The organism is Serratia sp. OS31 (assembly GCF_014164835.1).
GTDB lineage: Bacteria > Pseudomonadota > Gammaproteobacteria > Enterobacterales > Enterobacteriaceae > Serratia > Serratia liquefaciens_A.
Genome location: NZ_JACJFQ010000023.1, coordinates 21,525 through 45,326, shown reverse-complemented (window position 1 = coordinate 45,326; position 23,802 = coordinate 21,525). Strand labels below are relative to the sequence as shown.

Sequence of the window (23,802 nt, the reverse complement as noted above, 5' to 3'; positions counted from 1 at the left end):
TCAGTAGTCCGCTTGCTGTCGGCGCTGTTGCTGCAGTAACGCCGCCTGCTGCGCCACCACCTGCCAGATGGCTTCCGCCGCGGGTGTCAGCGAACGGTTTTTACGCCGCACTAGCATCAGTGCGCGGTTGATTTCCGGCTGCAGCCGACGCACCTTTAATTGCCCCCCTTCCGGCAGCGGTAACGCCAGCGCAGGAAAAATACTGATGCCGATACCTGCCGCCACCATCGGGAACAGCGTCGCCGGGTGGCCAATCTCCTGCACCACCTTCGCCTCCACCCCTTGCTGACGCAGCGCGCTGTCAATCAGCGGCCGACTGCCGGAGGCATAATCCTGCAGCACCAGACGACTGCCGTTCAGCGCCGACCAGTGCACCTCGGTCAGCCCGGCGAAGGGGTGATCGTTACGACACAGCAGCAGGAAGGGTTCATGCAGGATAGGCTCGCAGTCCAGATCCACGACCTGTACCGGATCCACCACGATGCCAAAATCCACCTCGGCGTTGCGAATGCTGTGCAGAACCTGCTGTTGTGCCTGGTCGCGAAGCATAATGCGAATATCCGGGTACTGTTTTTCCCCTGCCGCAATACACTGCGGCATCAGGTGAGCGGAGATGGTTTGGCTGGAGGCCACCCGCACCGTACCGCTCCGCTGCACGCCGAAGCTGCGTGCATCCAGCAATGACGCCTGCAGCTCATCCAGCAAGCGCTCGACGCGGTTGGCCAGACGCTGCCCGGCGTCGGTCAGCACCACTTCTCGGGTGGTGCGATCGAGCAGGCGAACGCCGACCTCCGCCTCCAGCTCTTTCACGCTGTGGCTGACCGCCGACTGAGTCAGGCCAATGGCCTCACCGGCGCGGCTGAAACTGCGATGGCGGGCGATGGCGACAAAAACCCTGAGCTGCTTAATCGAGTAATTCATGTTTTTTATTCATAAATGAATTAAATAAATCAATTTAATTATTATATCCCGCCGCGCGACAATGGGCGCATTGATTTTTCATCCGAGTACGCCGCCATGAGATTCTTGCCCGATCGCTTTACCCTGACGTTGATCGCCACCGTGCTGCTGGCTTCGTTCCTGCCGGCGCGCGGCGAGTTTGTCGGCTGGCTGAACGCGTTGACCATCGCCGCCATCGCCCTGCTGTTCTTTATGCACGGCGCCAAGCTGTCGCGCGAAGCCATTCTGGCCGGCAGCAACAACTGGCGGCTGCACCTGTGGGTGATGTTCAGCACCTTCATTATTTTCCCGGCGCTGGGCGTACTGTTTAAATGGTGGTCGCCGGTCAACGTCAGTCCGGAGCTGTATTCCGGTTTTATTTATCTGTGCATTCTGCCCGCCACCGTGCAATCGGCCATCGCCTTTACTTCATTGGCGGGCGGCAACGTGGCGGCGGCGGTGTGCAGCGCTTCGGCCTCAAGCCTGCTGGGGATTTTCGTTTCGCCCCTACTGGTCGGGCTGCTGATGAACGTTCACGGAGAGACCGGCAGCCTGCAGCAGGTGGGTTCCATCGTCCTGCAGCTGTTAGTGCCCTTTGTGGCCGGTCACCTGTCGCGCCCGCTGATTGGCAAATGGATTGAACGCAACCGCAAGCTGATTGGCAAGACCGATCAGACCTCGATCCTGTTGGTGGTTTACGCGGCCTTCAGCGAAGCCGTTACGCACGGTATCTGGCATCAGGTCGGTCTGGGATCGCTGGTGTTTATCGTGGTGGGCAGCCTGGTGCTGCTGACGATCGTGCTGGTGGTGAACACTTACATGGCGCGCTGGCTGGGCTTTAGTAAAGCCGATGAGATCACCATCGTGTTCTGCGGTTCGAAGAAAAGCCTGGCGAACGGTATCCCAATGGCCAATATCCTGTTCCCGGCCGCTACCGTGGGGATTATGGTGTTGCCGCTGATGGTGTTCCACCAGGTCCAGCTGATGACCTGCGCCGTGCTGGCACGCCGCTATCAAAAGAAACAGCAGGAAAAACAGGCAGTGCCAAACGCCGAAACGGCGCGGGGATAATCAAACGGGCGCGACGATTGCCGCGCCCGGCCACTCAGCTTTTCTTCAGCGGCTTGACCAGGTGGTCGAGCCCTTCGATTTTAATCGCCAGCGTCATTTCCATCAGCATGCCGAGCTTGCCGTTCGGGAACTCCCCCTTGCGGGCAAACCACAGCAGGTACTCCTCGGGCAGGTCAATCAGCACCCGCCCTTGGTATTTGCCGAACGGCATCACGGTGTTGGCGATTTCCAGCAGGTTCTCTTTTTCCATCAGGCACCCAACAGGCGGATCATTTCCGCTTCGTCGATCACCGCAATGCCCAGTTCCTGCGCCTTCACCAGCTTGGAACCGGCCGCTTCCCCGGCAATCACCAGGTCGGTTTTCTTCGAGACGCTGCCGCTGACCTTGGCACCCAACGCCGTCAGGCGATCTTTGGCTTCATCACGTGAAAGCTGGCTCAGCGAGCCCGTCAGCACCACGGTTTTACCGGCAAACGGGCTGTCGATCTCGTCCGCCACTATCACCACCGGTGCCGGCCAGGTGATGCCGATTTCGTCGCTGACCAGTTCATTGATGACCTTCTGGTTAAGCTCTTCGTCAAGGAAATGACGCGTGTGCTTCGCCACGATTTCCCCCACGTCCGGCACTTCTTTCAGCGCTTCGATATCCGCCGCGAACAGCTTCTCCAGCGTGCCGAAGTGCGCCGCCAGATTGGCGGCCGTTGCTTCGCCGACCTCACGAATGCCCAACGCATACAGGAAACGGGCGAAGGTGGTTTGCTTGGACTTCTCCAGCGCGTTGACCAGATTCTGTGCCGATTTCGGCCCCATGCGATCCAACCCGGTCAGAATACCGGCGGACAGGCGGAACAGATCCGCCGGATCCTTGACGTACTCTTTTTCCACCAGTTGTTCGATGATTTTGTCGCCCATGCCGTCAACGTCCAACGCTCTGCGGGAAACGAAATGCTTCAGTGCCTCTTTGCGCTGCGCTGCACAAATCAGCCCGCCGGTGCAGCGAGCCACCGCTTCGCCTTCCACCCGTTCGACGTCGGAACCGCATACCGGACAGTGTTGCGGGAATACGATCTCACGCGCATCCGCAGGGCGACGATCGGCAATTACCCCCACCACCTGTGGGATCACGTCACCGGCGCGGCGCACGATCACCGTATCACCAATGCGCAGGCCCAGACGTTCAATTTCGTCGGCGTTATGCAGCGTGGCGTTGCTGACTATCACCCCGGCAACCAGCACCGGCTCCAGACGCGCCACTGGGGTAATCGCCCCGGTACGGCCCACCTGGAACTCCACCTCGCGCACCTGGGTTATCTGTTCCTGTGCCGGGAATTTGAACGCCGTCGCCCAGCGTGGCGCACGCGCCACAAAGCCAAGCGTTTCTTGCAGGTCAATATCGTCGATCTTCACTACCACACCGTCGATATCAAAACCAAGCTGCGCGCGGTCCTGCTCGACCTGGCGATAAAACGCCAGGACTTCGTCGCTGCCGGTGCAACATTTGGCGCGATCGCTGACCGGCAGGCCCCACTCTTTGAACTGCATCAGACGCTGCCAGTGGCTGCGCGGCAAGTCGCCCCCTTCCAACAGGCCAACGCCATAGCAGAAGAAGGTCAGAGGCCGCTTGGCGGTGATACGCGGATCAAGCTGACGGATCGACCCGGCGGCGGCGTTACGCGGATTGGCAAAGATTTTGCCGTCTTTGCGACGCGCCTCTTCGTTCATCTGCTCGAAACCGGCCTGCGGCATAAAGACTTCGCCACGCACTTCCAGCCGACGCGGGATGTTGTCACCGGTCAACCGCAGCGGAATGGCGCGGATGGTACGCACGTTGGAGGTAATGTTTTCACCGGTGGTACCGTCACCGCGCGTGGCCGCGCGCACCAGCTCGCCCTCTTCGTACAGCAAACTGACCGCCAGGCCGTCCAGTTTCAGTTCACAGCAGAAGGTCAGCGGCTCGCTGCTCTTCAGGCGATCCTGCACCCGCTTGTAGAACGCCAGGAAGCTCTCTTCGTCAAAAACGTTGTCCAGCGACAGCATCGGCACTTCATGGCGTACCTGATCGAACGCCGCCAAAGGGGCCGCGCCCACGCGCTGGGTGGGAGAGTCGGCGGTGATCAACTCAGGATGTGCGCTTTCCAGCTCGCGCAGTTCACGCATCAGGCGATCGTATTCCGCATCCGGCACTTCCGGCGCGTCCAGTACATGATATTGATATTCATGATGGCGCAGTGAGGTTCGTAGTTGATTGATTTGTTGGATTATCGATTCCATGGCTCACCATCAAAGATAAAAAACCCCCGGCAGGCGGGGGCTTTGTTGTTACGGATGTTCAGTGCGCGTAGCAGCCGTTTAGTCGTTGTTATCCAACACTTCACGAATGCGCGCTTTGTAGGTTTCCAGCTTCTGCGGGGTCATCATGCGGCGCTCGTCGTCCAGCACCACACCACCCACGTCGTCGGCGATCCGCTGTGCCGATTGCAGCATCAGCTTGAAGTTCTGATTAGCGTCGCCATACGACGGCACCATCATGAACATCGAGACGCCCGGCGTTGAGAAATCGGACATCATCTCAGGATCAAAGGACCCTGGTTTGACCATATTCGCCAGGCTAAACAGCACAGGACCGCTGCCCGCAGGACTGATATGGCGATGGAAAATGCCCATTTCGCCAAACTGGAAGCCCGCTTGCAGCACGCTCTGCAGCAGAACTTCGCCGCCGATCACGCCACCCTGATGTGCGGTAACGTGCAGCACCAGTACGGTTTCTTTCAGTTTTGCCGGTTTGACGGCAGCAGGTGCAGGCTGAGGCTCGTGCACCACCGCTGGCTTCTCTTCCGGCTGTGGCTGATGAGCAGGTTCGGCGTGGAACGCCGGCTCCGCTGCATGCGCCACTGGCGGCAGATCGTCAACGCGCGGTTCACGGCGCGGCGCAGGCTGCTGCGGCTCGTCGTCTTCATCCTGCGCGTAGTTGTCCAGCAGGATGTCATCATAATCCGGTCGCTGAGAAAGCGGTGGCGGAGACTGATGAGCAGCCGGTTGAACGGCACGCGGTGCTGGCTCAGCCGCCGGAGCGGGCTTGTGCGCAACCACGGGTTCTTCGCGAGCGGCATCAAAATGACCAAAGGACGGCTCATCTTGCGAGTGAGCGGAGCGTAAACGCACCTCTCCCACGCCTTCATCGAGATCGTCGATCGGGGATTGTTCACGTTCCTTTTTGGAACGTTTGGCTGGGCGATCGCGAAAAAGCGATGAGCGTTCCTTACGACTGGTCCAAAGACCGTGCAATAACAACGCTATTATGGCGATCGCGCCAACAACGATTAATATCAGACGCAAATCCTGCATCATTGCTATCTCTGTTGTTCCAATACATTGCCACCGCGGCAAACATTCACTCTTTAACTCTATTTGCCCAAGCACACAAGTGCAAGTCCGTGCTGAACTTTATGCCAATAAAGATGATTATTCTGCCTTTTTTTGCTGTTTTTTCAGCCAATGTCACCCTAGCCAGTAGAAAATCATCCCGATATGATAGCGATGCCTGTTCAGACAAAGAGATAACTTAAGATATGTCCTATTCGCAGTCACCTTCTCACTCCACCAGCGGCTTTCATTATTTCGCCGAAGGCTGGCGCCTGATTTCGCGCCCGGGGATTAAACGCTATGTCGTCTTGCCGTTACTGGTCAACGTGCTGTTGATGGGATCCGCCTTCTGGTGGCTGTTCAGTCAGCTTGGCGACTGGATCCCCAGCATGATGAGCCATGTGCCGACCTGGCTGCAGTGGCTCAGCTATGTCCTGTGGCCGCTGGCGGTGATTTCCGTCCTGTTGGTGTTCAGCTATCTGTTCAGCACCATCACCAACCTGATTGCCGCCCCGTTCTGTGGCTTGCTGGCCGAACAGCTGGAAGGCAGCCTGACCGGCAAACCGCTGCCGGATACCGGCATTTTTGGCATTGTGAAAGATCTGCCGCGCATTATGGCGCGCGAATGGCGCAAGCTGGCCTACTACCTGCCGCGCGCGCTGGTGCTGTTGATACTCTATTTCATCCCGGGCATCGGCCAAACGGTAGCACCGGTGCTGTGGTTCCTGTTCAGCGCCTGGATGCTGGCCATCCAGTATTGCGACTACCCGTTCGATAACCACAAGGTCAGCTTCGCCGATATGCGCCGCGCGCTGCGCCAGCATAAAACCGACAACCTGCAGTTTGGCGCCATGGTCAGCCTGTTCACCATGATCCCCATCCTTAACCTGGTGATCCTGCCGGTCGCGGTTTGCGGTGCCACCGCCATGTGGGTCGATCGTTATCGCCCACAATTCGTCCGTGCCTGAGCCGTTTTATTGGCCGCATTACGATTAATTCTTCGACAGGGCGCGCAATTTGCGCCCTTATCCTTGTGCTTAAAACTTATTTCCTAATAACATATAGATATACCAATTCTTTACTTCCCTGCCGGTACTGTTAGCGTATGCTTTCGACGTTCCCCACATTTTTCATAGAGTTAAAGGACGGGCTATGAGCAAGATATATGAAGACAACTCATTAACAATCGGCCATACGCCGCTGGTTCGTCTGAACCGTATCGGCAACGGACGCATTCTGGCCAAGGTTGAATCACGCAACCCCAGCTTTAGCGTTAAATGCCGCATCGGTGCCAATATGATTTGGGACGCAGAAAAGCGTGGCATTTTGGTCGCCGGTAAAGAATTGGTGGAGCCGACCAGCGGCAACACCGGCATCGCTCTGGCGTTCGTCGCCGCGGCGCGTGGCTACAAGCTGACGCTGACCATGCCGGAAACCATGAGCATCGAACGCCGCAAGCTGCTTAAGGCGCTGGGCGCCAACCTGGTGCTGACCGAAGGCGCAAAAGGCATGAAGGGCGCGATCGCCAAGGCGGAAGAAATCGTCGCCACCGATCCGAACCGTTACATCATCCTGCAGCAGTTCAGCAACCCGGCTAACCCGGCGATCCACGAACAAACTACCGGCCCGGAAATCTGGGACGACACCGATGGCGAAGTTGACGTCTTCATTTCCGGCGTCGGTACCGGCGGCACGCTGACCGGTGTCAGCCGCTACATCAAAAACACCAAAGGCAAGGCGATCACCACCGTGGCGGTGGAGCCTACCGACTCGCCGGTTATCACCCAGGCGCTGGCCGGTGAAGAAATCAAACCGGGCCCGCACAAAATTCAGGGCATCGGCGCAGGCTTTATTCCCGGCAACCTGGATCTCGATCTGGTGGACCGCGTGGAACAAATCACCAACGACGAGGCCATCAGCATGGCGCGCCGTCTGATGGACGAAGAAGGCATTCTGGCGGGCATTTCCTCCGGTGCCGCGGTGGCCGCAGCGGTGAAATTGGCCGAAGAACCGGCGTTCGCCGACAAAACCATCGTGGTGATTTTGCCGTCTTCCGGCGAACGTTATTTGAGCACCGCCCTGTTCGCCGATTTGTTCACCGAGCAAGAACTGCAACAGTAGTGCCAGCCGTGCATAAATCGCTAAAAAAGCACCTTTCGGGGTGCTTTTTTGTGGGCTGGATCAAAGTTTATAGCAGTCAAAGATTGATTTTACCCGTCAGCTTTAGTATTTAACGGTGCATTATTTCGATGCGCAAAATTAATCGCCCTTCATTTCTTGTTTAGGCTGAATCGATTTACTCATTTGTCGCTGATGCGTTAAACACGGCATAATGAAGCGCGGATTGAAACGACGGCGGAAGCCAAATTTTTTGATCTGAAGTGCCAAACTCGTCGTTTTCTGTTGCATCAATGCTCGCCCCTGTACCATAGTCAGGCGCTAACCAGACAAGCTAAAGTCATACCCTTGGGCTAAACTTTAGCTCCACGACACACCAATAAGTTGGGGAAACATCAATGTTCCAGCAAGAAGTTACTATTACCGCTCCGAATGGTCTGCACACTCGCCCTGCCGCTCAGTTCGTTAAAGAAGCCAAAGGCTTCACTTCTGACATCACCGTGACCTCTAACGGGAAAAGCGCCAGCGCCAAAAGCCTGTTCAAACTGCAAACTCTGGGGCTGACTCAAGGGACCGTAGTGACCATCTCCGCTGAAGGTGAAGACGAGCAGAAAGCCGTTGAGCACTTGGTAAAACTGATGGCAGAGCTTGAGTAATCGGCCCGTCTTCTTAGTTAACACCAGTCAAGAGTAAGGTAGGGTTATGATTTCAGGCATTTTAGTATCACCGGGTATCGCTTTTGGTAAGGCTCTCCTACTGAAAGAAGATGAAATTGTCATCAACCGGAAGAAAATCTCTGCAGATGATGTAGAGCAGGAAGTCTCACGTTTCCTTGCCGGCCGCGCCAAAGCGTCCGAGCAGTTGGAAGCGATCAAGACCAAAGCTGGCGAAACCTTCGGCGAAGAGAAAGAAGCTATCTTCGAAGGCCACATCATGCTGTTGGAAGACGAAGAGCTTGAGCAGGAAATCATAGCCCTAATCAAAGATGAGTTGGCTTCTGCAGACGCTGCGGCCTACACCATCATCGAAGGCCAGGCGAAAGCACTGGAAGAACTCGACGATGAATACCTGAAAGAGCGTGCGGCCGACGTACGCGACATCGGTAAACGCCTGCTGCAGAACATTCTGGGCCTGGCTATCGTCGATCTGAGCGCCATCCAGGACGAAGTTATCCTGGTCGCTACCGATTTGACCCCGTCTGAGACCGCACAGTTGAACCTGGACAAAGTGCTGGGCTTCATCACCGATCTCGGCGGCCGGACTTCCCACACCTCCATCATGGCTCGCTCCCTGGAATTGCCGGCAATCGTAGGCACCAGCGACGTGACCAAGCAGGTGAAGAACGACGACTATCTGATTCTGGATGCGGTTAACAATAAAATTTACGTTAACCCGACCGCTGACGTTATCGATCAGCTGAAAGCCGAACAGAACCAGTACGTCACCGAGAAAAACGATCTGGCCAAGCTGAAAGATCTGCCGGCGATTACGCTGGACGGTCATCAGGTTGAAGTCTGTGCCAACATCGGTACCGTGCGCGACGTCGCCGGTGCAGAGCGCAACGGCGCTGAAGGTGTCGGCCTGTATCGTACCGAATTCCTGTTCATGGACCGCGATTCACTGCCGACCGAAGACGAGCAGTTCCAGGCTTATAAAGCCGTTGCGGAAGCCATGGGCTCACAGGCCGTGATCGTCCGCACCATGGACATCGGCGGCGACAAAGACCTGCCGTACATGAACCTGCCGAAAGAAGAGAACCCATTCCTCGGCTGGCGCGCGATTCGTATCGCCATGGACCGCAGAGAAATCCTGCACGCGCAACTGCGCGCCATCCTGCGCGCTTCCGCCTTCGGCAAACTGCGCATCATGTTCCCGATGATCATTTCCGTGGAAGAAGTCCGCGATCTGAAAGGCGAGATCGAGACGCTGAAGGCGCAACTGCGTGAAGAATCCAAGGCCTTTGACGAGACCATTGAAGTGGGCGTAATGGTGGAAACACCGGCCGCGGCAGTGATTGCTCATCACCTGGCGAAAGAAGTCGACTTCTTTAGTATTGGGACAAACGATCTAACCCAGTATACTCTGGCGGTAGATCGCGGCAATGAGCTGATTTCTCATCTCTATAACCCGATGTCCCCATCAGTGCTTGGCCTGATCAAACAGGTTATTGATGCATCTCATGCAGAAGGCAAGTGGACCGGTATGTGCGGTGAACTGGCTGGCGATGAGCGTGCTACACTGTTGTTATTGGGCATGGGGCTGGATGAGTTCAGCATGAGTGCGATTTCAATCCCGCGCATCAAGAAAATTATTCGTAATACTAATTTCGAAGATGTGAAGGCGTTGGCAGCGCAAGCCTTGGCACAGCCAACGGCGCAAGATCTGATGAATTGCGTGAATAAATTCATCGAAGAAAAGACGCTCTGCTAAACTTCCACGACACTGGAACGCCGCCCAATTTAATGCTTAGGAGAAGATCATGGGTTTGTTCGATAAACTGAAATCTCTGGTTTCTGATGACAAGAAAGACACGGGCACTATCGAGATCGTAGCTCCACTTTCTGGCGAAATCGTTAATATCGAAGATGTGCCTGACGTAGTATTTGCTGAAAAAATCGTTGGCGACGGTATTGCCATCAAACCTACCGGCAATAAAATGGTTGCCCCGGTTGACGGTACTATCGGTAAAATTTTCGAAACCAACCATGCTTTCTCTATCGAATCAGACAGCGGCATCGAGCTGTTTGTCCACTTCGGTATCGACACCGTTGAACTGAAAGGCGAAGGCTTCAAACGCATCGCTGAAGAAGGCCAGCGCGTCAAGAAAGGTGACGTCGTTATCGAGTTCAACCTGGCCCTGCTGGAAGAGAAAGCCAAGTCTATCCTGACGCCGGTGGTTATCTCCAACATGGACGAGATCAAAGAGCTGATCAAACTGTCCGGTAACGTGACCGTTGGTGAGACCCCAATCATCCGCATCAAGAAGTAATTGCGAATGAGATAAGAACGGCGCCCCTGGCGCCGTTTTTTTATGTCTGTCGTGCAAGCATGCAGCGCCCCTGGGAGCCGTTACTCAATTCCAACGTGGAATGCGCAGGGTAATCACCAGACCTTCCTGTTCGCCGTTGCGTGCCTCAACCTGCCCGCCGTGTGCCAGCACCACCTTGCGGGTGATCGCCAGTCCCAGCCCGTAACCCTTGCCCGACATCGACGATTTTACCCTGACGAACGGATCAAAGATGCTGGAGAGCTTCGACTCTTCCACCCCAGGCCCCTGATCGCTGACCTCTATTTGGAACAGTTGGTCGATTCGCGTCAACACCACCGTCACCCGCTGACCATGGCTGGAGAAACGTAACGCGTTACGCACGATATTATCCACCGCGCGCCGCATCAGCTCGGCATTGCCCTTGACGGTATACTCCACGTCCGAACTGGCCTGCAGCACGATCTCGACACCAGGGATCTGCGCTTCGTAACGCGCGTCGCTCACCACCGCATCCACCAGCCCGTACAGATCGAAGTACTCTTCATCCGGCAGACTGTTGCTCTCGGCACGTGACAGCGCCAGCAGTTCGCCAATCATTTTGTCCAGCCGCCCCGCTTCATGCTCAATGCGTTGCAGCGAGTTCTCGACGTTGCCTTCATTTTGCCGCGCCAGGCCAATGGCCAACTGCAACCGGGCCAGCGGCGAGCGAAGTTCGTGCGAGACATCGTGCAGCAGCTGCTCGCGGGCGCTGACCAACAGCTCCAGCCGCTCGGCCATGCTGTCAAAATCACGCGCCACTTCAGACAGTTCATCATGCCGCCGGCGCATCGCCGGGAACAAACGTACCGATAAGTCGCCCTGGGCTACGCGGTCAAAACCGTCGCGCAGCTTGCGCATCGGCCGGGTCAGGTTCCAGGCCAGCACCGTGCTGAACAGCAACCCCGCCAGCCCGCCGACCCAAAGCATCGGCATAGGGATATTGAATACGTGCGGACGCCGGTTCGGGCTGTATTCTTCCCGCAGGGCACGCATGTCGTAACTCAGCAGGTAGCCAGCCCCCCCTTCGCCCGCTACCCATGCAGTGACTTCTTTTAGCCTGCGACGGCCTTCAAATACCGGCTCCTCCGGTGCCGGCGGCTGAGCCATTGGCGTGACGGACAGCAAGCGCCGATCGCCATCCGGCCAGTCTTTCAGCATGGCGTTCAATGCCGGCATTCCGCCATTGCGCAACTGCGTGGCGGCCGATGTCAGTTGAAGCGTGACCGCCCGGCGGGCCATCGCATTTTCCGGCGGCTCATAGCGATCGCCATACAAAGAAAAAGCGACCCACAGCGCCTGCGTCATGATGATAAACGTCAGCCAGAAGCCGAGCAGGATTTTCCAGAAGAGTCTTCCGCGCATGGCCATTATCGGATGCGATAGCCGATGCTGCGCACCGTTTCAATACTGAGCGCATTATCCGTCAACGCTCCCAACTTCTGGCGAATGTTGCTGATATGAACGTCAACGCTGCGGTCATAGGCTTCGCGCGGGCGCCCTAACCCTTTTTCCGACAGCTCGTCTTTCGATACCACCCGCTCGGGTGCGCGCAGCAACAGCTCCAGCAAGTTGAATTCGGAAGCGGTCAGATCGAAAGGTTTACCGCGCCATTCGCTGCTGCGGGTCGATGGATTGAGGGTCAGCTCACCGAAGTTAATGGCAATTTCGTCGTCCACTTCTTCCGGGCGCTCGTCGAAACGACGCAGCACCGCACGCAGGCGCGCCACCAGCTCACGGGGGTAGCATGGCTTGGGCATATAGTCATCGGCGCCCATTTCCAACCCGATAACCCGATCGATATTGTCGCCTTTTGCCGTCAGCATAATGATTGGCATGCGGCTCTTTTTACGCACGTCGCGCAGTACGTCGATGCCGCTCATGTCCGGCAGCATGATGTCGAGGATCATCGCGGTGTAGTCACCTGATAACGCACCTTCCACGCCCGCCTTGCCGGTCAGCACCAGCGTGGCGTTGAACCCTTCGCCAGTCAGGTATTCACTCAGCATGGTGCCGAGTTCGAGGTCATCATCGACCAATAAAATTTTCATGCCTTACTCCTTCGCGGATTTTCGCCATTTTCACGCCTATTTGCCTGCTTCGCAGCCGGTTTTACTCAATCCTTACATATTCCTGAAGGCCACTTAACCGCAGCCCGGTCGACGGCGCGCTAAATTAGTGCAACAGAATTTCGTCACGCTTTTATGTCAGGAAAGCTTATCGTCATGCCATCGTTTCAACGCGTTAAACGCTATCGGGTGCCCACTGCTATTGTGGCTGCTATCGCCCTATTTCTCTACTTCCGATCCCACGACGCTACAGAAACGCCGCGGTATATCACTGCGGTAGCGCAAACCCGTGACCTGGAACAAACGGTGCTGGCGGACGGTACGATAGAAGCGCAAAAGCAGGTTAGCGTGGGCGCTCAGGTGTCGGGCCAGATAAAGGCCCTGTACGTGACGCTGGGCGACAAAGTGCATAAAGGCCAGCGAGTGGCTGAGATTGATGACTTAACCCAGCAGAACGCCCTGAGGGATGCAGAAGCGGCCTTAAAAAACGTTCAGGCTCAGCGCGCGTCCAAAATGGCGGCGCTGCGCAACAATCAGCTGGTTTATCAGCGTCAGCAGGCCATAGTGGCGCGCGGCGTCGGTGTGCAAGCTGATTTGGACAGTGCCCAGGCCGCGCTGGTTGCCACCCGCGCCGACATCAACGCGCTGGATGCGCAGATCATTCAGGCGCAAATCGCGGTCAATACCGCGCAGGTTAACCTCGGTTACACCAAAATCACCTCGCCGATCGACGGCACCATCGTCGCGTTGCCGGTAGAAGAAGGCCAAACGGTGAACGCAGTACAGAGTGCGCCGACCATCGTTAAAGTCGCCCAGTTGGCTACCATGACTGTCGAAGCGCAAATATCCGAAGCCGACGTGGTCAAGGTGAAAGCCGGCATGCCGGTCTATTTCACCATCCTCGGCGAACCGGGCAAGCGATACAGCACCCAACTGCGGGCCATAGAGCCGGCACCTGACTCGATCAACGACGAAACCACCTCGACCAGCACCAGCAGTTCCAGCAGCACTTCCAGTTCCAGCACCGCGATTTACTACAACGGCCTGTTCGATGTGGCAAACCCAGATGGGGCACTCCGCATCTCAATGACCGCGCAGGTGTATATCGTGCTGGCCAAGGCGGAAAATGCCGTGGTGATCCCCGCTACCGCCTTGCAGGGAGACTGGGTGCAAGTGGTCGATAGTCAGGGCAATATCGCCCGCCGTCCGGTCAAGGTCGGCATCAATAATAACGTCGACGCACAGATCATCAGCGGCGTGTTGGCCGGCGAGAAAGTGATTGTCAGCCAGGTCAATGCCGCGACCCAAAGCACCCCACGGCGCATGGGTCCACCGCCGATGGGGATGTGATGATGAACCTACCGCCTCTGCTGCAGCTGCGCGGCATCAGCCGCCGTTTTCAGGCCGGTGAACAAAACGTCACCGTGCTGAACAATATCCATCTCACCATTGCCCAAGGTGAAATGGTGGCGATCGTGGGCGCCTCCGGCTCCGGCAAATCAACCTTGATGAACCTTCTCGGCTGTCTCGATCGCCCAAGCGAGGGGGATTATCAGGTGGCCGGCCGCAGTACCTCTCAGCTGGATCGCGACAGCCTGGCCGAACTGCGCCGCGAACATTTCGGTTTTATCTTTCAGCGCTATCATCTGCTGGGAGATCTTAGCGCCCAAGGCAACGTGGAGGTCCCGGCGGTGTATGCCGGCCATGCGCGCGGCGCACGTCGACAACGTGCCGCCGATCTGCTGCAAAGGCTCGGCCTGGCGCAACGGTTGAATTATCTTCCCAGTCAGCTCTCCGGTGGCCAGCAGCAACGCGTCAGTATCGCTCGCGCCTTGATGAACGGCGGCGAGGTGATTCTGGCGGACGAACCCACCGGCGCACTGGACAGCCACAGCGGGCAAGAAGTGATGAGCATCCTGAAAGACCTGCACGCTCGCGGCCATACGGTGGTGATTGTCACTCACGATATGCAGATCGCCGAACATGCTCAGCGCATCATTGAACTTAGCGACGGCGAGATTATCGCCGACCGGCAGAAAACCACCCAAACCGTCGCACGCCTGCCGAAAACGCCGGATAGCGCCGTCAACCGCTGGCGATCCCAACGAGATCGCCTGTACGAAGCATTCAAAATGGCACTGCTGGCGATGGCCTCCCAACGCTTGCGCACCCTGCTGACCATGCTCGGCATCATCATCGGCATCGCCTCGGTGGTGTCAGTGGTGGCGCTGGGCAAGGGTTCTCAACAGCAGGTGCTGGCCAACATCAACGCCATGGGCACCAGCACGCTGGAGGTCTATCCGGGCAAAGATTTCGGCGATATGCGTTCTGCTGCAGTACAGACGCTGCGGGCCACCGACGCCGATGCGCTGGCGCAGCAGGGCTACGTGCACAGCGTCACGCCGACCGTTTCAAGCAGCACCACCTTCCGCTATGGCAATCAGTCGGTCAGCGGCACGGTCAATGGCGTCGGTGAGCAGTATTTCCTGGTGCGCGGTTACAGCATCGACAGCGGCATGGCGTTTAACCGCCATAGCGTCGACCAGTTGATGCAGGAGGCGGTGATTGACGAAAACACCCGCAACAAACTGTTTCCTCAGGGGGCCAACCCGCTTGGCGAAGTGATCCTGCTCGGCTCGCTGCCGTGCCGCATTATCGGCGTCGCCGCCAAAAAACAGAGCGGCTTCGGCAGCGACGAAACCCTTAACGTCTGGATCCCCTACACCACCGCCATGAAACGCATGCTGGGCCAGAGCTACCTGAAAAGCATCACCGTGCGGGTTAACGACGATATCGATCTCACCAGCGCCGAAGACGGCGTGACCCGTCTGCTGAGCCAGCGCCATGGTGGCAAGGACTTCTTTGTGATGAATACCGACAGCATTCGCCAGACCATTGAGAAAACCACCGCCACCCTGACGCTGCTGGTGTCGATGATCGCATTGATTTCTCTGGTGGTTGGCGGGATTGGGGTGATGAATATCATGTTGGTGTCGGTCACCGAACGCACCCGCGAAATCGGCGTGCGTATGGCGGTCGGTGCCCGCGCCAGCGACATCATGCAACAATTTTTGATTGAGGCAGTGCTGGTGTGCCTGCTGGGCGGCACTTTGGGGGTTCTGCTGTCGCTGGGGATCGGCGTGGTGTTCGGCCAATTCAGCGACAATTTCACGATGGTGTATTCCACCGAGTCCATCGTCGCCGCGTTTATCTGTTCGACGCTGATCGGGGTTATTTTTGGCTTCTTCCCGGCAAGACGAGCTGCCGGGATGGATCCGATACATGCGTTGGAAAGGGAGTAACCCTCAGCCGAAAACGCCGGTGGAGAGGTAACGATCGCCGCGATCGCAGATGATCGCCACAATAACGCTGCCCGGATTCGACGCCGCGATCCGCAGCGCACCGGCCACGGCACCGCCGGAGCTGACGCCGCAGAAAATGCCTTCGCGCTGCGCCAGCTGACGCATGGTCTGCTCGGCGTCGGTTTGCTCGATGTCCAGCACCTGATCCACCAGCTCCGGGCGGAAGATACCCGGCAGATAGGCCGGTGCCCAGCGACGAATACCGGGAATATTGCTGCCTTCCGCCGGTTGCAGGCCAATGATCTGCACCTGCGGATTTTGGCTCTTCAGGTAACCACCCACGCCGGTAATGGTGCCGGTGGTGCCCATGCTGGAGACAAAATGGGTGACCCGCTGCTGGCTCTGCTGCCAGATTTCCGGGCCGGTGGTGGTGAAGTGGGCGTAAGGATTGTCCAGATTGTTAAACTGATCCAGCACCTTGCCTTGCCCCTGATTCTGCATGTCCAACGCCAGGTCACGCGCGCCTTCCATACCCACTTCCCGGCTGACCAGGATCAGCTCGGCCCCGTAGGCGCGCATCGCCGCCTGACGTTCCAGGCTCATGTTTTCCGGCATCAGCAGCGTCAAAGCATAGCCTTTCAACGCCGCGATCATCGCCAATGCAATGCCGGTGTTACCGCTGGTGGCCTCAATCAGCCGGTCACCGGGTTTTATCTCGCCGCGCAATTCCGCCTGCTGGATCATCGCCAGCGCGGCTCGATCCTTCACCGAGCCCGCCGGATTATTGCCTTCCAGTTTGACCCAAACCTCGCCGCCCAGCCCTGTGGCCAGACGTTGTAATTTTACCAGCGGGGTATTGCCGATGCATTGTTCGAGCGTTGTCACGTTCTTTGCCTGTGTGTTGAAGTGCGTAATGTAAAAAGGCAACCCCGGGGTTGCCTTTAAAATGATGTTGGGAGGTAAAAACTATCAGGCGCTTTTAGCTAACGCAACAGGTTGTAGCAACCGATCGCCGGCGTACAGGCGCGCATTCAGGCTGCCGACGTAATAACGGCCACCGCGAACCGGCGGCTCGTTGCCGTCGGGCAACACTACGCTGATAGGTTCCTGGTGCCAACCGATCGGCTGAACGGTCATCTGCCAGAAGTGGCCACGCGGGCTGATCTCCAGCACCTGCACCGGCAACGGGCAGCGTTCGCTGCTCTCGGTGCCCACTTCCATTTCCCAAGGCCGCAGGAACAGATCCACCTTGCCCTGATGCATCGGCTGGAACGACAGCGGCCACTGGTGCGCGCCGACGAACAGCTGCGAGCCACGGATTTCTCCGCTCAGGCGGTTCACTTCGCCCATGAATTCCAGCACAAAGCGGCTGGCCGGTTCGCGGACAATTTCTTCCGGCGACCCTACCTGTTCAATATTGCCCTGACTCATCACCACGATACGGTCGGCCACTTCCATCGCCTCTTCCTGATCGTGGGTGACGAACACGCTGGTAAACTTCAGTTCTTCATGCAGCTGTCGCAGCCAACGGCGCAGTTCTTTACGCACCTGCGCATCCAACGCGCCGAAAGGTTCGTCCAGCAGCAAAATCTGCGGCTCTACCGCCAGTGCACGAGCCAAAGCCACGCGTTGCTTCTGGCCACCGGAAAGCTGTGACGGATAGCGGTTAGCCAAATGGCCAAGCTGCACCATCTCCAGCAGCTGGGTCACTTTTTGTTTGATTGCCGCGGCATTCGGGCGTTCACGACGCGGCAGCACGCTCAGGCCAAAGGCAATGTTGTCGAACACGGTCATATGGCGGAACAGCGCATAATGCTGGAACACGAAACCCACCCGGCGATCGCGGGCATGCACATGGCTGACGTCGGTACCGTGGAAGCCCAGCTTGCCGCCGCTCTGGCTTTCCAGCCCGGCGATAATACGCAGCAGCGTGGTTTTGCCGGAGCCCGACGGCCCCAGCAACGCCACCATCTCACCGGAGGCAATATCGAGCGAGATATCGTTCAATACCTTGGTACGACCGAAAAACTTGTTGATACCGTTAATCTCAATGCTCATGATTTTCCTCCCGCTCGAGACGTGCATTCTGACGTTCCAGACGCCATTGCAGGCCACTCTTCAAAAATAGGGTCACTATCGCCATCAGGGTCAGTAACCCGGCGGCGGTAAAGGAGCCAACAGTGTTGTAATCCTGTTGCAATAACTCGACCTGCAGCGGCAGGCTAAAGGTCTCGCCGCGAATAGAACCGGACACCACCGAGACCGCGCCGAATTCGCCAATGGCGCGCGCATTGGTCAGCACCACGCCGTACAGCAGCGCCCAGCGAATGTTCGGCAACGTCACCCGGCGGAACATCTGCCAACCGGAAGCGCCCAGTAAAATGGCGGCCTCGTCTTCCTGGCTGCCCTGGCTGAGCATCATCGGCACCAGCTCACGCACCACGAACGGACAAGTCACGAAAATGGTCACCAACACCATGCCCGGCCAGGAGAACATGATCTGGATATTGTGCGCATCCAGCCAACCGCCCAGCAGGCCATTGCTGCCGTAAAACAGCAGGTAAATCAGCCCCGCCACCACCGGTGACACGGCAAACGGAATGTCGATCAGCGTCAGCAGCAGCTGGCGGCCGGGGAAAGTGAACCGCGTCACCAACCAGGCCAGTAAGGTGCCGAACACCAGGTTGAACGGCACGGTAATCAGGGCAATCAGCACCGTCAGCCAGATAGCGTGCAACATGTCGCGATCGACCAGATTGCTCCACATCGCGCCGGCGCCCTTGGAAAAGGCTTCAGCGAAAATCGAAATGATCGGCACCACCAACAGCAAGACCGAAAACAACACGCCGATACCGATCAGCGTCCACTTGCCCCAATTGACGCGCGGGCGTTCGACGCCGTTGAACTCAGAGATATCCGCCATCAGTGCCCCCCGATGCGTCGGCCAAAGCGGCTTTGCAGAACGTTAATGCTGAACAGCAACAGCAGCGAAGCCGCCAGGATCACCGAGGCAATCGCACTGGCCGCCGGATAATCGAACTCCTGCAGGCGAACGAAAATCATCAGCGAGGTCACTTCCGTCTTCCAGGCGATGTTGCCGGCGATGAAAATCACCGCGCCAAATTCGCCCAGGCTGCGGGTAAAGGAAATGGCCGTGCCGGCCAGCAGCGCCGGGGCCAGCTCCGGCATCACCACGCGGCGAAAGCTCTGCCAGCGGGTCGCGCCCAGGGTCTCTGCGGCCTCTTCGTATTCGGGCCCCAGCTCTTCCAGCACCGGCTGAACGGTACGCACCACGAAGGGCAAACTGGTGAATGCCATCGCCACCGCGATGCCGAGCCAGGTGAACGTCACCTTGATGTCAAAATGCGCCAACCATTGGCCATACCACCCGGTGGTGGAAAACAGCCCCGCCAGCGTCAAACCGGCCACCGCCGTCGGCAGAGCAAACGGCAGGTCGATCAGGCCATCCAGCAGCGTACGCCCCGGAAAACGATAGCGAGTCAGGATCCAGGCCATCAGCATGCCGAACACCGAGTTAAACAGGCTGGCGACGCCCGCCGCCAGCAGCGTAACCTTATAGGCCGCAACCACCTGCGGGTTGGAAACCACTTCCCAATATTGCGCCAGGCTCATCTGCGCCAGTTGCATCACCAGTGCGCTGAGCGGCAGCAGCAGGATCAGGCAAGTGTAAAACAGGCTGCTTCCCAGACTGAGACCAAACCCAGGCAGAACCCGTTTGCTGGACAACAACATTACTTATGCCCTGCCGCTAACAGTTGATCCAACTCGCCACCGGTAGAGAAATGCGTCTTCATCACCTGCGGCCAACCACCAAACTGATCTTCTACACGGAACAGTTTGGTCTGTGGGAATTGGCCCTTCGCGGCCGCCATCGCCTGCTTGTCATACACGCGATAGTAGAAGCTGGTGATCACCTGCTGCGCAGCCGGGCTGTAGAGGTAATTCAAATAATCTTTGGCGGCCTGTTCAGTGCCGTTTCTTTCCACGTTTTTGTCGACCCAGGCGACCGGGAACTCCGCCAGAATATCGACCGGCGGTACGATCACCTGATACTTGTCCTCGCCATACTGCTTGCGAATATTGTTCACTTCCGACTCAAAACTGATCAGCACGTCACCCAGCCCGCGTTCCACAAAGGTGGTGGTCGCCCCGCGACCGCCGGTGTCGAACACCAGCACGTTTTTCAGGAATCGGGTCATAAACGCACGGGTTTTGGCCTGATCGTTGCCGTCAGCCTGGTTGGCGGCTCCCCAGGCAGCCAGATAGGTATAACGGCCGTTGCCGGAGGTTTTCGGGTTCGGGAACACCAGCTTCACATCGTCGCGCACCAAATCGTTCCAGCTATGGATGCCTTTTGGGTTGTCCTTGCGCACCAGGAAAGCCATGGTGGAATAGAAAGGTGAGCTGTTGTTCGGTAAACGAGCCTGCCAGTCCGCCGGGATCAGTTGGCCGCGATCGTGCAGGATCTGCACGTCGGTCACCTGGTTGTAGGTCACTACGTCGGCACGTAACCCCTGCAATATCGCCAGCGCCTGCTTGGAAGAGCCGGCGTGAGATTGTTTGATGGTCAGCTTGTCGCCCGGATGCTGCTGGTTCCACTGCTGTTCAAAACCCGGGTTCAGCGCGGTAAACAATTCACGGGAAACGTCATAGGAGCTGTTCAGCAGTTCAGCGGCCGAAACGGTACCGCTGGCTAACAGCGCCGCCGCCAACCATCCTTTCAGCATGAAATTTTTAACCCGTGTTTGTTTCATTGTGCACCTTATAGCTGAATCAATCTGCCGGGCTTTCGCCCTGATGTTGACCAGTGTATTTATAACTAGGTGCGGAGCTGTAACGCTTTTATATACCGTTTAGTGATTTTCAAGCATCAAACGCTATAAGGCAGGGGCGGAGCGGCATGGCAGAGGAGGAAGTTAATCCGGAGCCGGCATGGCCGACCCCGGTGGCGAGGTTAAAGCGACAGCAGGCGCGTCAGCGAAGGCGCAAAGTAATAGCTGCCGGTCACCGCACGGCTGAAACGCAGCATCGCATCACGTTTGCCGTCCAGATCGCCAAACATGCTCAGCAGCTGTTTTTCGATGTTGTGCAGGCGGGCGCAATAAGCGATGAAGTACAGCCCGTGTTTACCGCTGGCGGTACCGTAAGGCAGGCTCTGACGAAGGATCTTCAGGCCTTTGCCGTCTTCTTTCAGATCGACACGGCTGACATGTGAGGTTTCCGGACGCTGCTCCGGCGGCAACTCTTCGCTGTCGTGCTTGGTACGGCCGATAATCTGCTCCTGCTGCTCGGTGGTGAAACGCTGCCACTGGCGCAGGTTGTGTTCGTAACGCTGCACCAGCACATAGCTGCCGCCTGCGTCTTCTTCACCTTCGGCGATGACCGCCACTTCAGGACGTTTGTCGCCCTGCGGATTTTCAGTGCCGTCGATAAAGCCGCTCAGATCGCGCTCTTCCACCCAGCGGAAGCCGTGGGTCTCTTCTTCAATTTTGATGGCGTTGCCGAACGCTGCCAGCGCCGCCTGAGCCAGCGTAAAGTTAACGTCATGACGCAGGGATTGGATGTGGATCAGCAGATCGCGCTGGGTGGCCGGGGCCAGCCCTTTGCCCAGCGGGGTGAATGGCTTCAGCTCTTTAGCGCCCTGTCCGCTGGACAGGTCGTGCCAGACGTCATAGCCAAAGGCGATCACCGCGCCCAAATGCGCATCGGGAAACTGCTGTTGCAGCTCGGTCAACGTCTGGCAAAACTGCTTGCAGCCCTGACGTAAATCGGCGAATTCGCCCTGCACGGTGGCTTCCATAAAAATGGCGAAGCGGCAGTGTTCCAGTAAAATACCGCTCTGAACCTGGGTCATTATCGTTATCCTCAAATCGAAATCGAGTAACAGGCAGCTGTTTGTCCATGGGTTTCCTGTTACGAATGCGCAGTATCATACCCGATGAAAACGGGATTGCCTTGCATCAGCGCAAAGAAAATAGGGTTACCCGTAACCGGGCAATCTCGCCCAAAGGTAGCAGTGATTTAACGTTCGGCGGGGATGGAAACCAGAGAAATCAGGGGCGCCGCGGAATCAACGGACGCCCCGAGGGGAAGTTTTATTGCGGCTTGGCGTGCCAGATGATCTTGCTGACAGTCCAGCTTTTCAGCGTGTCGTCCGGTGGGATGATGTCTTGTGGGCCGGCCCACTTGCCGTCGAAGATATAGGTGACGTACTTGCTCTGCTGCGCGACGCACTCGACCTTGCCGGCATCGTCGCCGTCGGCCGGTTTACAGGCACCGAACGCCTTGCTGTACAGATCACTGAACGGCGTGCCGAGCTTACTGCCCCACTCGGTCGCGACTTTGCTGTCCATCACGTCCACGCGCTGCACGTGGCCTTTAGGTTCCCCGGTGATCACTAGCTTCACGTCGTTGCCGTCCATCGCCTGATAGTAGGAAACTATCTTGCCCTGGCTGGTGGCCATGCCACCGCGCAGGCGGTAATCGCCGTTCAGCCCGTCGTTAATGGCGCTTTCCGACATCGGGGTACCGGCGTTGAGATCGCCAACGCCCTTGGCGCTGACTTCGAGGCTGCTGCCAAACCAGTTAAGTGGCGACAGGCTGGACCAAGAGAAATTGGACATCGTCGAACAGCCGGTCAGTAACAGCGGAAGCCCTAACAACAGTGGGCGAACATTCATTTTTAGCTCCTTAACATCAATGACGGGGCACAGCCTGCTCTGCCCTGCCGCACTTGGCGTTTTGTTGCGTGCCAGCCTCTCACAACTGTCCACGCATCGCCATCGGTTGCGAGCTTGGAGTGCGGAAAATGAGAAAAGTGCCGCACTGCGCGGCAATTAACCCGCCTCATCCTGTACAACGAAACAGGCCTTAAGACGCGCACTCAACGACAGGTAAGCCAGCGCCAACGCATCGAGCAACGCCAGCACGATGTCCAACGCCGAAGGATTGTCGTCTTGCTGCCACAAACTAAACAGCGAGCCGCCCAACGCCGCCAGCAGTGAAGCCATCAATACCCAGCGCCAGGCACGCCATAGCCTTGGCCACTGGTGACGACGCGGAGCAATCAAAAATGCCAACGCCGCCGGCAACCCCAGCACGATGCCATACCAGAACCATTGGGTATCCGGGTAAAACAGCGACAGCAGGCCTTCCCCCTGCTGGCGCGAAACCCCGGCCATCACAAACAGGATCCAGGTACGGGCCTGTAAAATCAGTACGCCCCAAAACCACAGCGGCAAACGCAACGCACCGTGCTGATCGTAATCGTCGGGGGAAAAACGGGATGGAAGTGGCTTCAACATCGATTCCTTGCCAATATCATGATGACTTTTCAAATGGGTGCCGTGTTTATTGTTTTCAATGCGCGCGCTTAAGAACCCCTTAAGATTTTCATGCTTTACTTAACCCCATCAAACCAGCAGTCCTGATTGGCAGGGCTTTAATTTTAGATTGAGATAAGGAAGCTTAAGATGAAAAAATATACCCTGGCGGCATTAATTGCTCTGTGCAGCGCACCGGTTCTGGCTCAGCAAGGCGGGTTCCTCGATCCTGCGGCACCGCAAACGCACACCCAAAACGCTCAGCAAGGTGGATTCTCCGGCCCTAGCGCCGCGTTGACCACCGTAGACAAGGTCAAATCAATGAGTGATGACACCTGGGTGATGCTGCAAGGCAACATTGAACAACGCGTCGGTGACGACACCTATACTTTCCGCGACGCCAGCGGCACCCTGACGGTGGAGATCGACAGAAAACGCTGGAACGGTCAGACCATCACCCCGAAAGATAAAGTGCAACTGGAAGGGAAAGTGGATAAGGACTGGAGCAGTGTGGAAGTCGATGTGAAAACCATTAAAAAACTGCCTTAACGCACAGTTTGGGCGGTGAAGTC

24 protein-coding genes are annotated in these 23,802 nt (G+C 57.3%); 9 read left to right on the top strand and 15 right to left on the bottom strand.

All coding sequences use genetic code 11. The annotated features are described in order from the left end of the window. Positions 1-921, bottom strand: a complete 921-nt coding sequence (locus tag H5P17_RS18285; protein WP_182824449.1) for a LysR family transcriptional regulator — start codon at positions 919-921, stop codon at positions 1-3. A 96-nt stretch (positions 922-1,017) separates the two neighbouring features. On the opposite strand from H5P17_RS18285, the gene H5P17_RS18280 reads away from it, so the two are divergent. Then, positions 1,018-2,010 carry a bile acid:sodium symporter family protein gene (locus tag H5P17_RS18280; protein ID WP_044552767.1) on the top strand — a complete coding sequence of 331 codons (993 nt, stop codon included), beginning with the start codon at positions 1,018-1,020 and terminating at the stop codon, positions 2,008-2,010. A gap of 34 nt (positions 2,011-2,044) precedes the next feature. Here H5P17_RS18280 and H5P17_RS18275 read toward each other — a convergent pair whose 3' ends face one another. The 3 genes from H5P17_RS18275 to zipA all read right to left on the bottom strand — a co-directional run bounded on the left by H5P17_RS18275 (position 2,045) and on the right by zipA (position 5,358). After that, positions 2,045-2,260: a DUF3820 family protein gene (locus H5P17_RS18275; RefSeq protein ID WP_020827985.1), complete on the bottom strand. Its 216-nt coding sequence runs from the start codon at positions 2,258-2,260 to the stop codon at positions 2,045-2,047. Continuing rightward, positions 2,260-4,281, bottom strand: a complete 2,022-nt coding sequence (gene ligA / locus H5P17_RS18270) for an NAD-dependent DNA ligase LigA (protein ID WP_182824447.1) — start codon at positions 4,279-4,281, stop codon at positions 2,260-2,262. The genes H5P17_RS18275 and ligA overlap by 1 nt, the downstream gene beginning before the upstream one ends. Positions 4,282-4,359: 78 nt before the next feature. Beyond that, the gene (zipA, locus tag H5P17_RS18265) at positions 4,360-5,358 is read right to left on the bottom strand and encodes a cell division protein ZipA (RefSeq protein ID WP_182824445.1); all 999 of its coding nucleotides are present in this window, start codon (positions 5,356-5,358) and stop codon (positions 4,360-4,362) included. A 221-nt stretch (positions 5,359-5,579) separates the two neighbouring features. Between zipA and cysZ the strand changes: the two genes are divergently transcribed. Together cysZ and cysK are read left to right on the top strand one after the other, a co-directional pair. Next, the gene (cysZ, locus tag H5P17_RS18260) at positions 5,580-6,341 is read left to right on the top strand and encodes a sulfate transporter CysZ (protein WP_182824443.1); all 762 of its coding nucleotides are present in this window, start codon (positions 5,580-5,582) and stop codon (positions 6,339-6,341) included. A 184-nt stretch (positions 6,342-6,525) separates the two neighbouring features. Then, positions 6,526-7,494 carry a cysteine synthase A gene (gene cysK / locus H5P17_RS18255; protein WP_044552772.1) on the top strand — a complete coding sequence of 323 codons (969 nt, stop codon included), beginning with the start codon at positions 6,526-6,528 and terminating at the stop codon, positions 7,492-7,494. A 138-nt stretch (positions 7,495-7,632) separates the two neighbouring features. On the opposite strand, the gene H5P17_RS18250 is transcribed toward cysK, so the two are convergent. Further along, complete coding sequence (locus tag H5P17_RS18250; RefSeq protein WP_020827990.1) at positions 7,633-7,782, bottom strand: hypothetical protein; 150 nt, start codon at positions 7,780-7,782, stop codon at positions 7,633-7,635. A 107-nt stretch (positions 7,783-7,889) separates the two neighbouring features. Here H5P17_RS18250 and ptsH point away from each other — a divergent pair, with 107 nt between their 5' ends. The 3 genes from ptsH to crr are packed head-to-tail and all read left to right on the top strand — an operon-like array spanning position 7,890 to position 10,480. Beyond that, a complete protein-coding gene (gene ptsH, locus H5P17_RS18245; protein ID WP_004936458.1) occupies positions 7,890-8,147 on the top strand; it encodes a phosphocarrier protein Hpr in 258 nt (85 codons plus the stop codon). A gap of 46 nt (positions 8,148-8,193) precedes the next feature. Further along, on the top strand, positions 8,194-9,921 hold the full coding sequence (gene ptsI / locus H5P17_RS18240) for a phosphoenolpyruvate-protein phosphotransferase PtsI (protein ID WP_020827991.1): 1,728 nt from the start codon (positions 8,194-8,196) through the stop codon (positions 9,919-9,921). 49 nt (positions 9,922-9,970) lie between these two features. Beyond that, entirely contained in the window at positions 9,971-10,480 is a 510-nt protein-coding gene (gene crr / locus H5P17_RS18235) for a PTS glucose transporter subunit IIA (RefSeq protein WP_037424016.1), read from the top strand. A gap of 84 nt (positions 10,481-10,564) precedes the next feature. On the opposite strand, the gene H5P17_RS18230 is transcribed toward crr, so the two are convergent. Continuing rightward, on the bottom strand, positions 10,565-11,881 hold the full coding sequence (locus H5P17_RS18230) for an ATP-binding protein (RefSeq protein WP_182824442.1): 1,317 nt from the start codon (positions 11,879-11,881) through the stop codon (positions 10,565-10,567). Between the two features lie 5 nt (positions 11,882-11,886). Beyond that, on the bottom strand, positions 11,887-12,567 hold the full coding sequence (locus H5P17_RS18225; protein ID WP_020827993.1) for a response regulator transcription factor: 681 nt from the start codon (positions 12,565-12,567) through the stop codon (positions 11,887-11,889). A gap of 174 nt (positions 12,568-12,741) precedes the next feature. On the opposite strand from H5P17_RS18225, the gene H5P17_RS18220 reads away from it, so the two are divergent. Both H5P17_RS18220 and H5P17_RS18215 read left to right on the top strand, forming a co-directional pair. Next, complete coding sequence (locus H5P17_RS18220) at positions 12,742-13,935, top strand: efflux RND transporter periplasmic adaptor subunit (RefSeq protein ID WP_182824440.1); 1,194 nt, start codon at positions 12,742-12,744, stop codon at positions 13,933-13,935. Positions 13,936-13,937: 2 nt separating this feature from the next. Beyond that, positions 13,938-15,887: a MacB family efflux pump subunit gene (locus H5P17_RS18215; protein WP_182824491.1), complete on the top strand. Its 1,950-nt coding sequence runs from the start codon at positions 13,938-13,940 to the stop codon at positions 15,885-15,887. Between the two features lie 3 nt (positions 15,888-15,890). On the opposite strand, the gene cysM is transcribed toward H5P17_RS18215, so the two are convergent. The 8 genes from cysM to H5P17_RS18175 form a co-directional block, all read right to left on the bottom strand. After that, positions 15,891-16,772 carry a cysteine synthase CysM gene (gene cysM / locus H5P17_RS18210; protein ID WP_182824438.1) on the bottom strand — a complete coding sequence of 294 codons (882 nt, stop codon included), beginning with the start codon at positions 16,770-16,772 and terminating at the stop codon, positions 15,891-15,893. Positions 16,773-16,856: 84 nt separating this feature from the next. After that, complete coding sequence (cysA, locus tag H5P17_RS18205; RefSeq protein ID WP_044552777.1) at positions 16,857-17,945, bottom strand: sulfate/thiosulfate ABC transporter ATP-binding protein CysA; 1,089 nt, start codon at positions 17,943-17,945, stop codon at positions 16,857-16,859. Further along, positions 17,935-18,810, bottom strand: a complete 876-nt coding sequence (gene cysW / locus H5P17_RS18200; protein WP_044552778.1) for a sulfate/thiosulfate ABC transporter permease CysW — start codon at positions 18,808-18,810, stop codon at positions 17,935-17,937. Before cysW ends, cysA begins: the two co-directional genes overlap by 11 nt. After that, a complete protein-coding gene (gene cysT / locus H5P17_RS18195) occupies positions 18,810-19,640 on the bottom strand; it encodes a sulfate/thiosulfate ABC transporter permease CysT (protein ID WP_182824436.1) in 831 nt (276 codons plus the stop codon). The genes cysW and cysT overlap by 1 nt, the downstream gene beginning before the upstream one ends. Beyond that, positions 19,640-20,662, bottom strand: coding sequence for a sulfate ABC transporter substrate-binding protein (locus tag H5P17_RS18190; protein ID WP_044552780.1), 1,023 nt, complete (start codon positions 20,660-20,662; stop codon positions 19,640-19,642). The genes cysT and H5P17_RS18190 overlap by 1 nt, the downstream gene beginning before the upstream one ends. A gap of 200 nt (positions 20,663-20,862) precedes the next feature. After that, positions 20,863-21,762 carry a Dyp-type peroxidase gene (locus H5P17_RS18185; RefSeq protein ID WP_044552782.1) on the bottom strand — a complete coding sequence of 300 codons (900 nt, stop codon included), beginning with the start codon at positions 21,760-21,762 and terminating at the stop codon, positions 20,863-20,865. A 241-nt stretch (positions 21,763-22,003) separates the two neighbouring features. Beyond that, positions 22,004-22,588 (bottom strand): RpoE-regulated lipoprotein, encoded by a 585-nt coding sequence (locus H5P17_RS18180; protein ID WP_044552783.1) that lies wholly within the window; start codon positions 22,586-22,588, stop codon positions 22,004-22,006. A 156-nt stretch (positions 22,589-22,744) separates the two neighbouring features. After that, positions 22,745-23,209, bottom strand: a complete 465-nt coding sequence (locus H5P17_RS18175; protein WP_044553037.1) for a DUF2919 domain-containing protein — start codon at positions 23,207-23,209, stop codon at positions 22,745-22,747. Between the two features lie 171 nt (positions 23,210-23,380). On the opposite strand from H5P17_RS18175, the gene H5P17_RS18170 reads away from it, so the two are divergent. Further along, positions 23,381-23,779, top strand: coding sequence for a YgiW/YdeI family stress tolerance OB fold protein (locus H5P17_RS18170; RefSeq protein WP_044552785.1), 399 nt, complete (start codon positions 23,381-23,383; stop codon positions 23,777-23,779). Positions 23,780-23,802: the final 23 nt, after the last annotated feature.

Coding starts and splice junctions, on each gene's coding strand:
- H5P17_RS18285 (WP_182824449.1), bottom strand. CDS start 921: ATGAATTACTCGATTAAGCAGCTCAGGGTTTTTGTCGCCATCGCCCGC.
- H5P17_RS18280 (WP_044552767.1), top strand. CDS start 1,018: ATGAGATTCTTGCCCGATCGCTTTACCCTGACGTTGATCGCCACCGTG.
- H5P17_RS18275 (WP_020827985.1), bottom strand. CDS start 2,260: ATGGAAAAAGAGAACCTGCTGGAAATCGCCAACACCGTGATGCCGTTC.
- ligA (WP_182824447.1), bottom strand. CDS start 4,281: ATGGAATCGATAATCCAACAAATCAATCAACTACGAACCTCACTGCGC.
- zipA (WP_182824445.1), bottom strand. CDS start 5,358: ATGATGCAGGATTTGCGTCTGATATTAATCGTTGTTGGCGCGATCGCC.
- cysZ (WP_182824443.1), top strand. CDS start 5,580: ATGTCCTATTCGCAGTCACCTTCTCACTCCACCAGCGGCTTTCATTAT.
- cysK (WP_044552772.1), top strand. CDS start 6,526: ATGAGCAAGATATATGAAGACAACTCATTAACAATCGGCCATACGCCG.
- H5P17_RS18250 (WP_020827990.1), bottom strand. CDS start 7,782: ATGCAACAGAAAACGACGAGTTTGGCACTTCAGATCAAAAAATTTGGC.
- ptsH (WP_004936458.1), top strand. CDS start 7,890: ATGTTCCAGCAAGAAGTTACTATTACCGCTCCGAATGGTCTGCACACT.
- ptsI (WP_020827991.1), top strand. CDS start 8,194: ATGATTTCAGGCATTTTAGTATCACCGGGTATCGCTTTTGGTAAGGCT.
- crr (WP_037424016.1), top strand. CDS start 9,971: ATGGGTTTGTTCGATAAACTGAAATCTCTGGTTTCTGATGACAAGAAA.
- H5P17_RS18230 (WP_182824442.1), bottom strand. CDS start 11,881: ATGCGCGGAAGACTCTTCTGGAAAATCCTGCTCGGCTTCTGGCTGACG.
- H5P17_RS18225 (WP_020827993.1), bottom strand. CDS start 12,567: ATGAAAATTTTATTGGTCGATGATGACCTCGAACTCGGCACCATGCTG.
- H5P17_RS18220 (WP_182824440.1), top strand. CDS start 12,742: ATGCCATCGTTTCAACGCGTTAAACGCTATCGGGTGCCCACTGCTATT.
- H5P17_RS18215 (WP_182824491.1), top strand. CDS start 13,938: ATGAACCTACCGCCTCTGCTGCAGCTGCGCGGCATCAGCCGCCGTTTT.
- cysA (WP_044552777.1), bottom strand. CDS start 17,945: ATGAGCATTGAGATTAACGGTATCAACAAGTTTTTCGGTCGTACCAAG.
- cysW (WP_044552778.1), bottom strand. CDS start 18,810: ATGGCGGATATCTCTGAGTTCAACGGCGTCGAACGCCCGCGCGTCAAT.
- cysT (WP_182824436.1), bottom strand. CDS start 19,640: ATGTTGTTGTCCAGCAAACGGGTTCTGCCTGGGTTTGGTCTCAGTCTG.
- H5P17_RS18190 (WP_044552780.1), bottom strand. CDS start 20,662: ATGAAACAAACACGGGTTAAAAATTTCATGCTGAAAGGATGGTTGGCG.
- H5P17_RS18185 (WP_044552782.1), bottom strand. CDS start 21,762: ATGACCCAGGTTCAGAGCGGTATTTTACTGGAACACTGCCGCTTCGCC.
- H5P17_RS18180 (WP_044552783.1), bottom strand. CDS start 22,588: ATGAATGTTCGCCCACTGTTGTTAGGGCTTCCGCTGTTACTGACCGGC.
- H5P17_RS18170 (WP_044552785.1), top strand. CDS start 23,381: ATGAAAAAATATACCCTGGCGGCATTAATTGCTCTGTGCAGCGCACCG.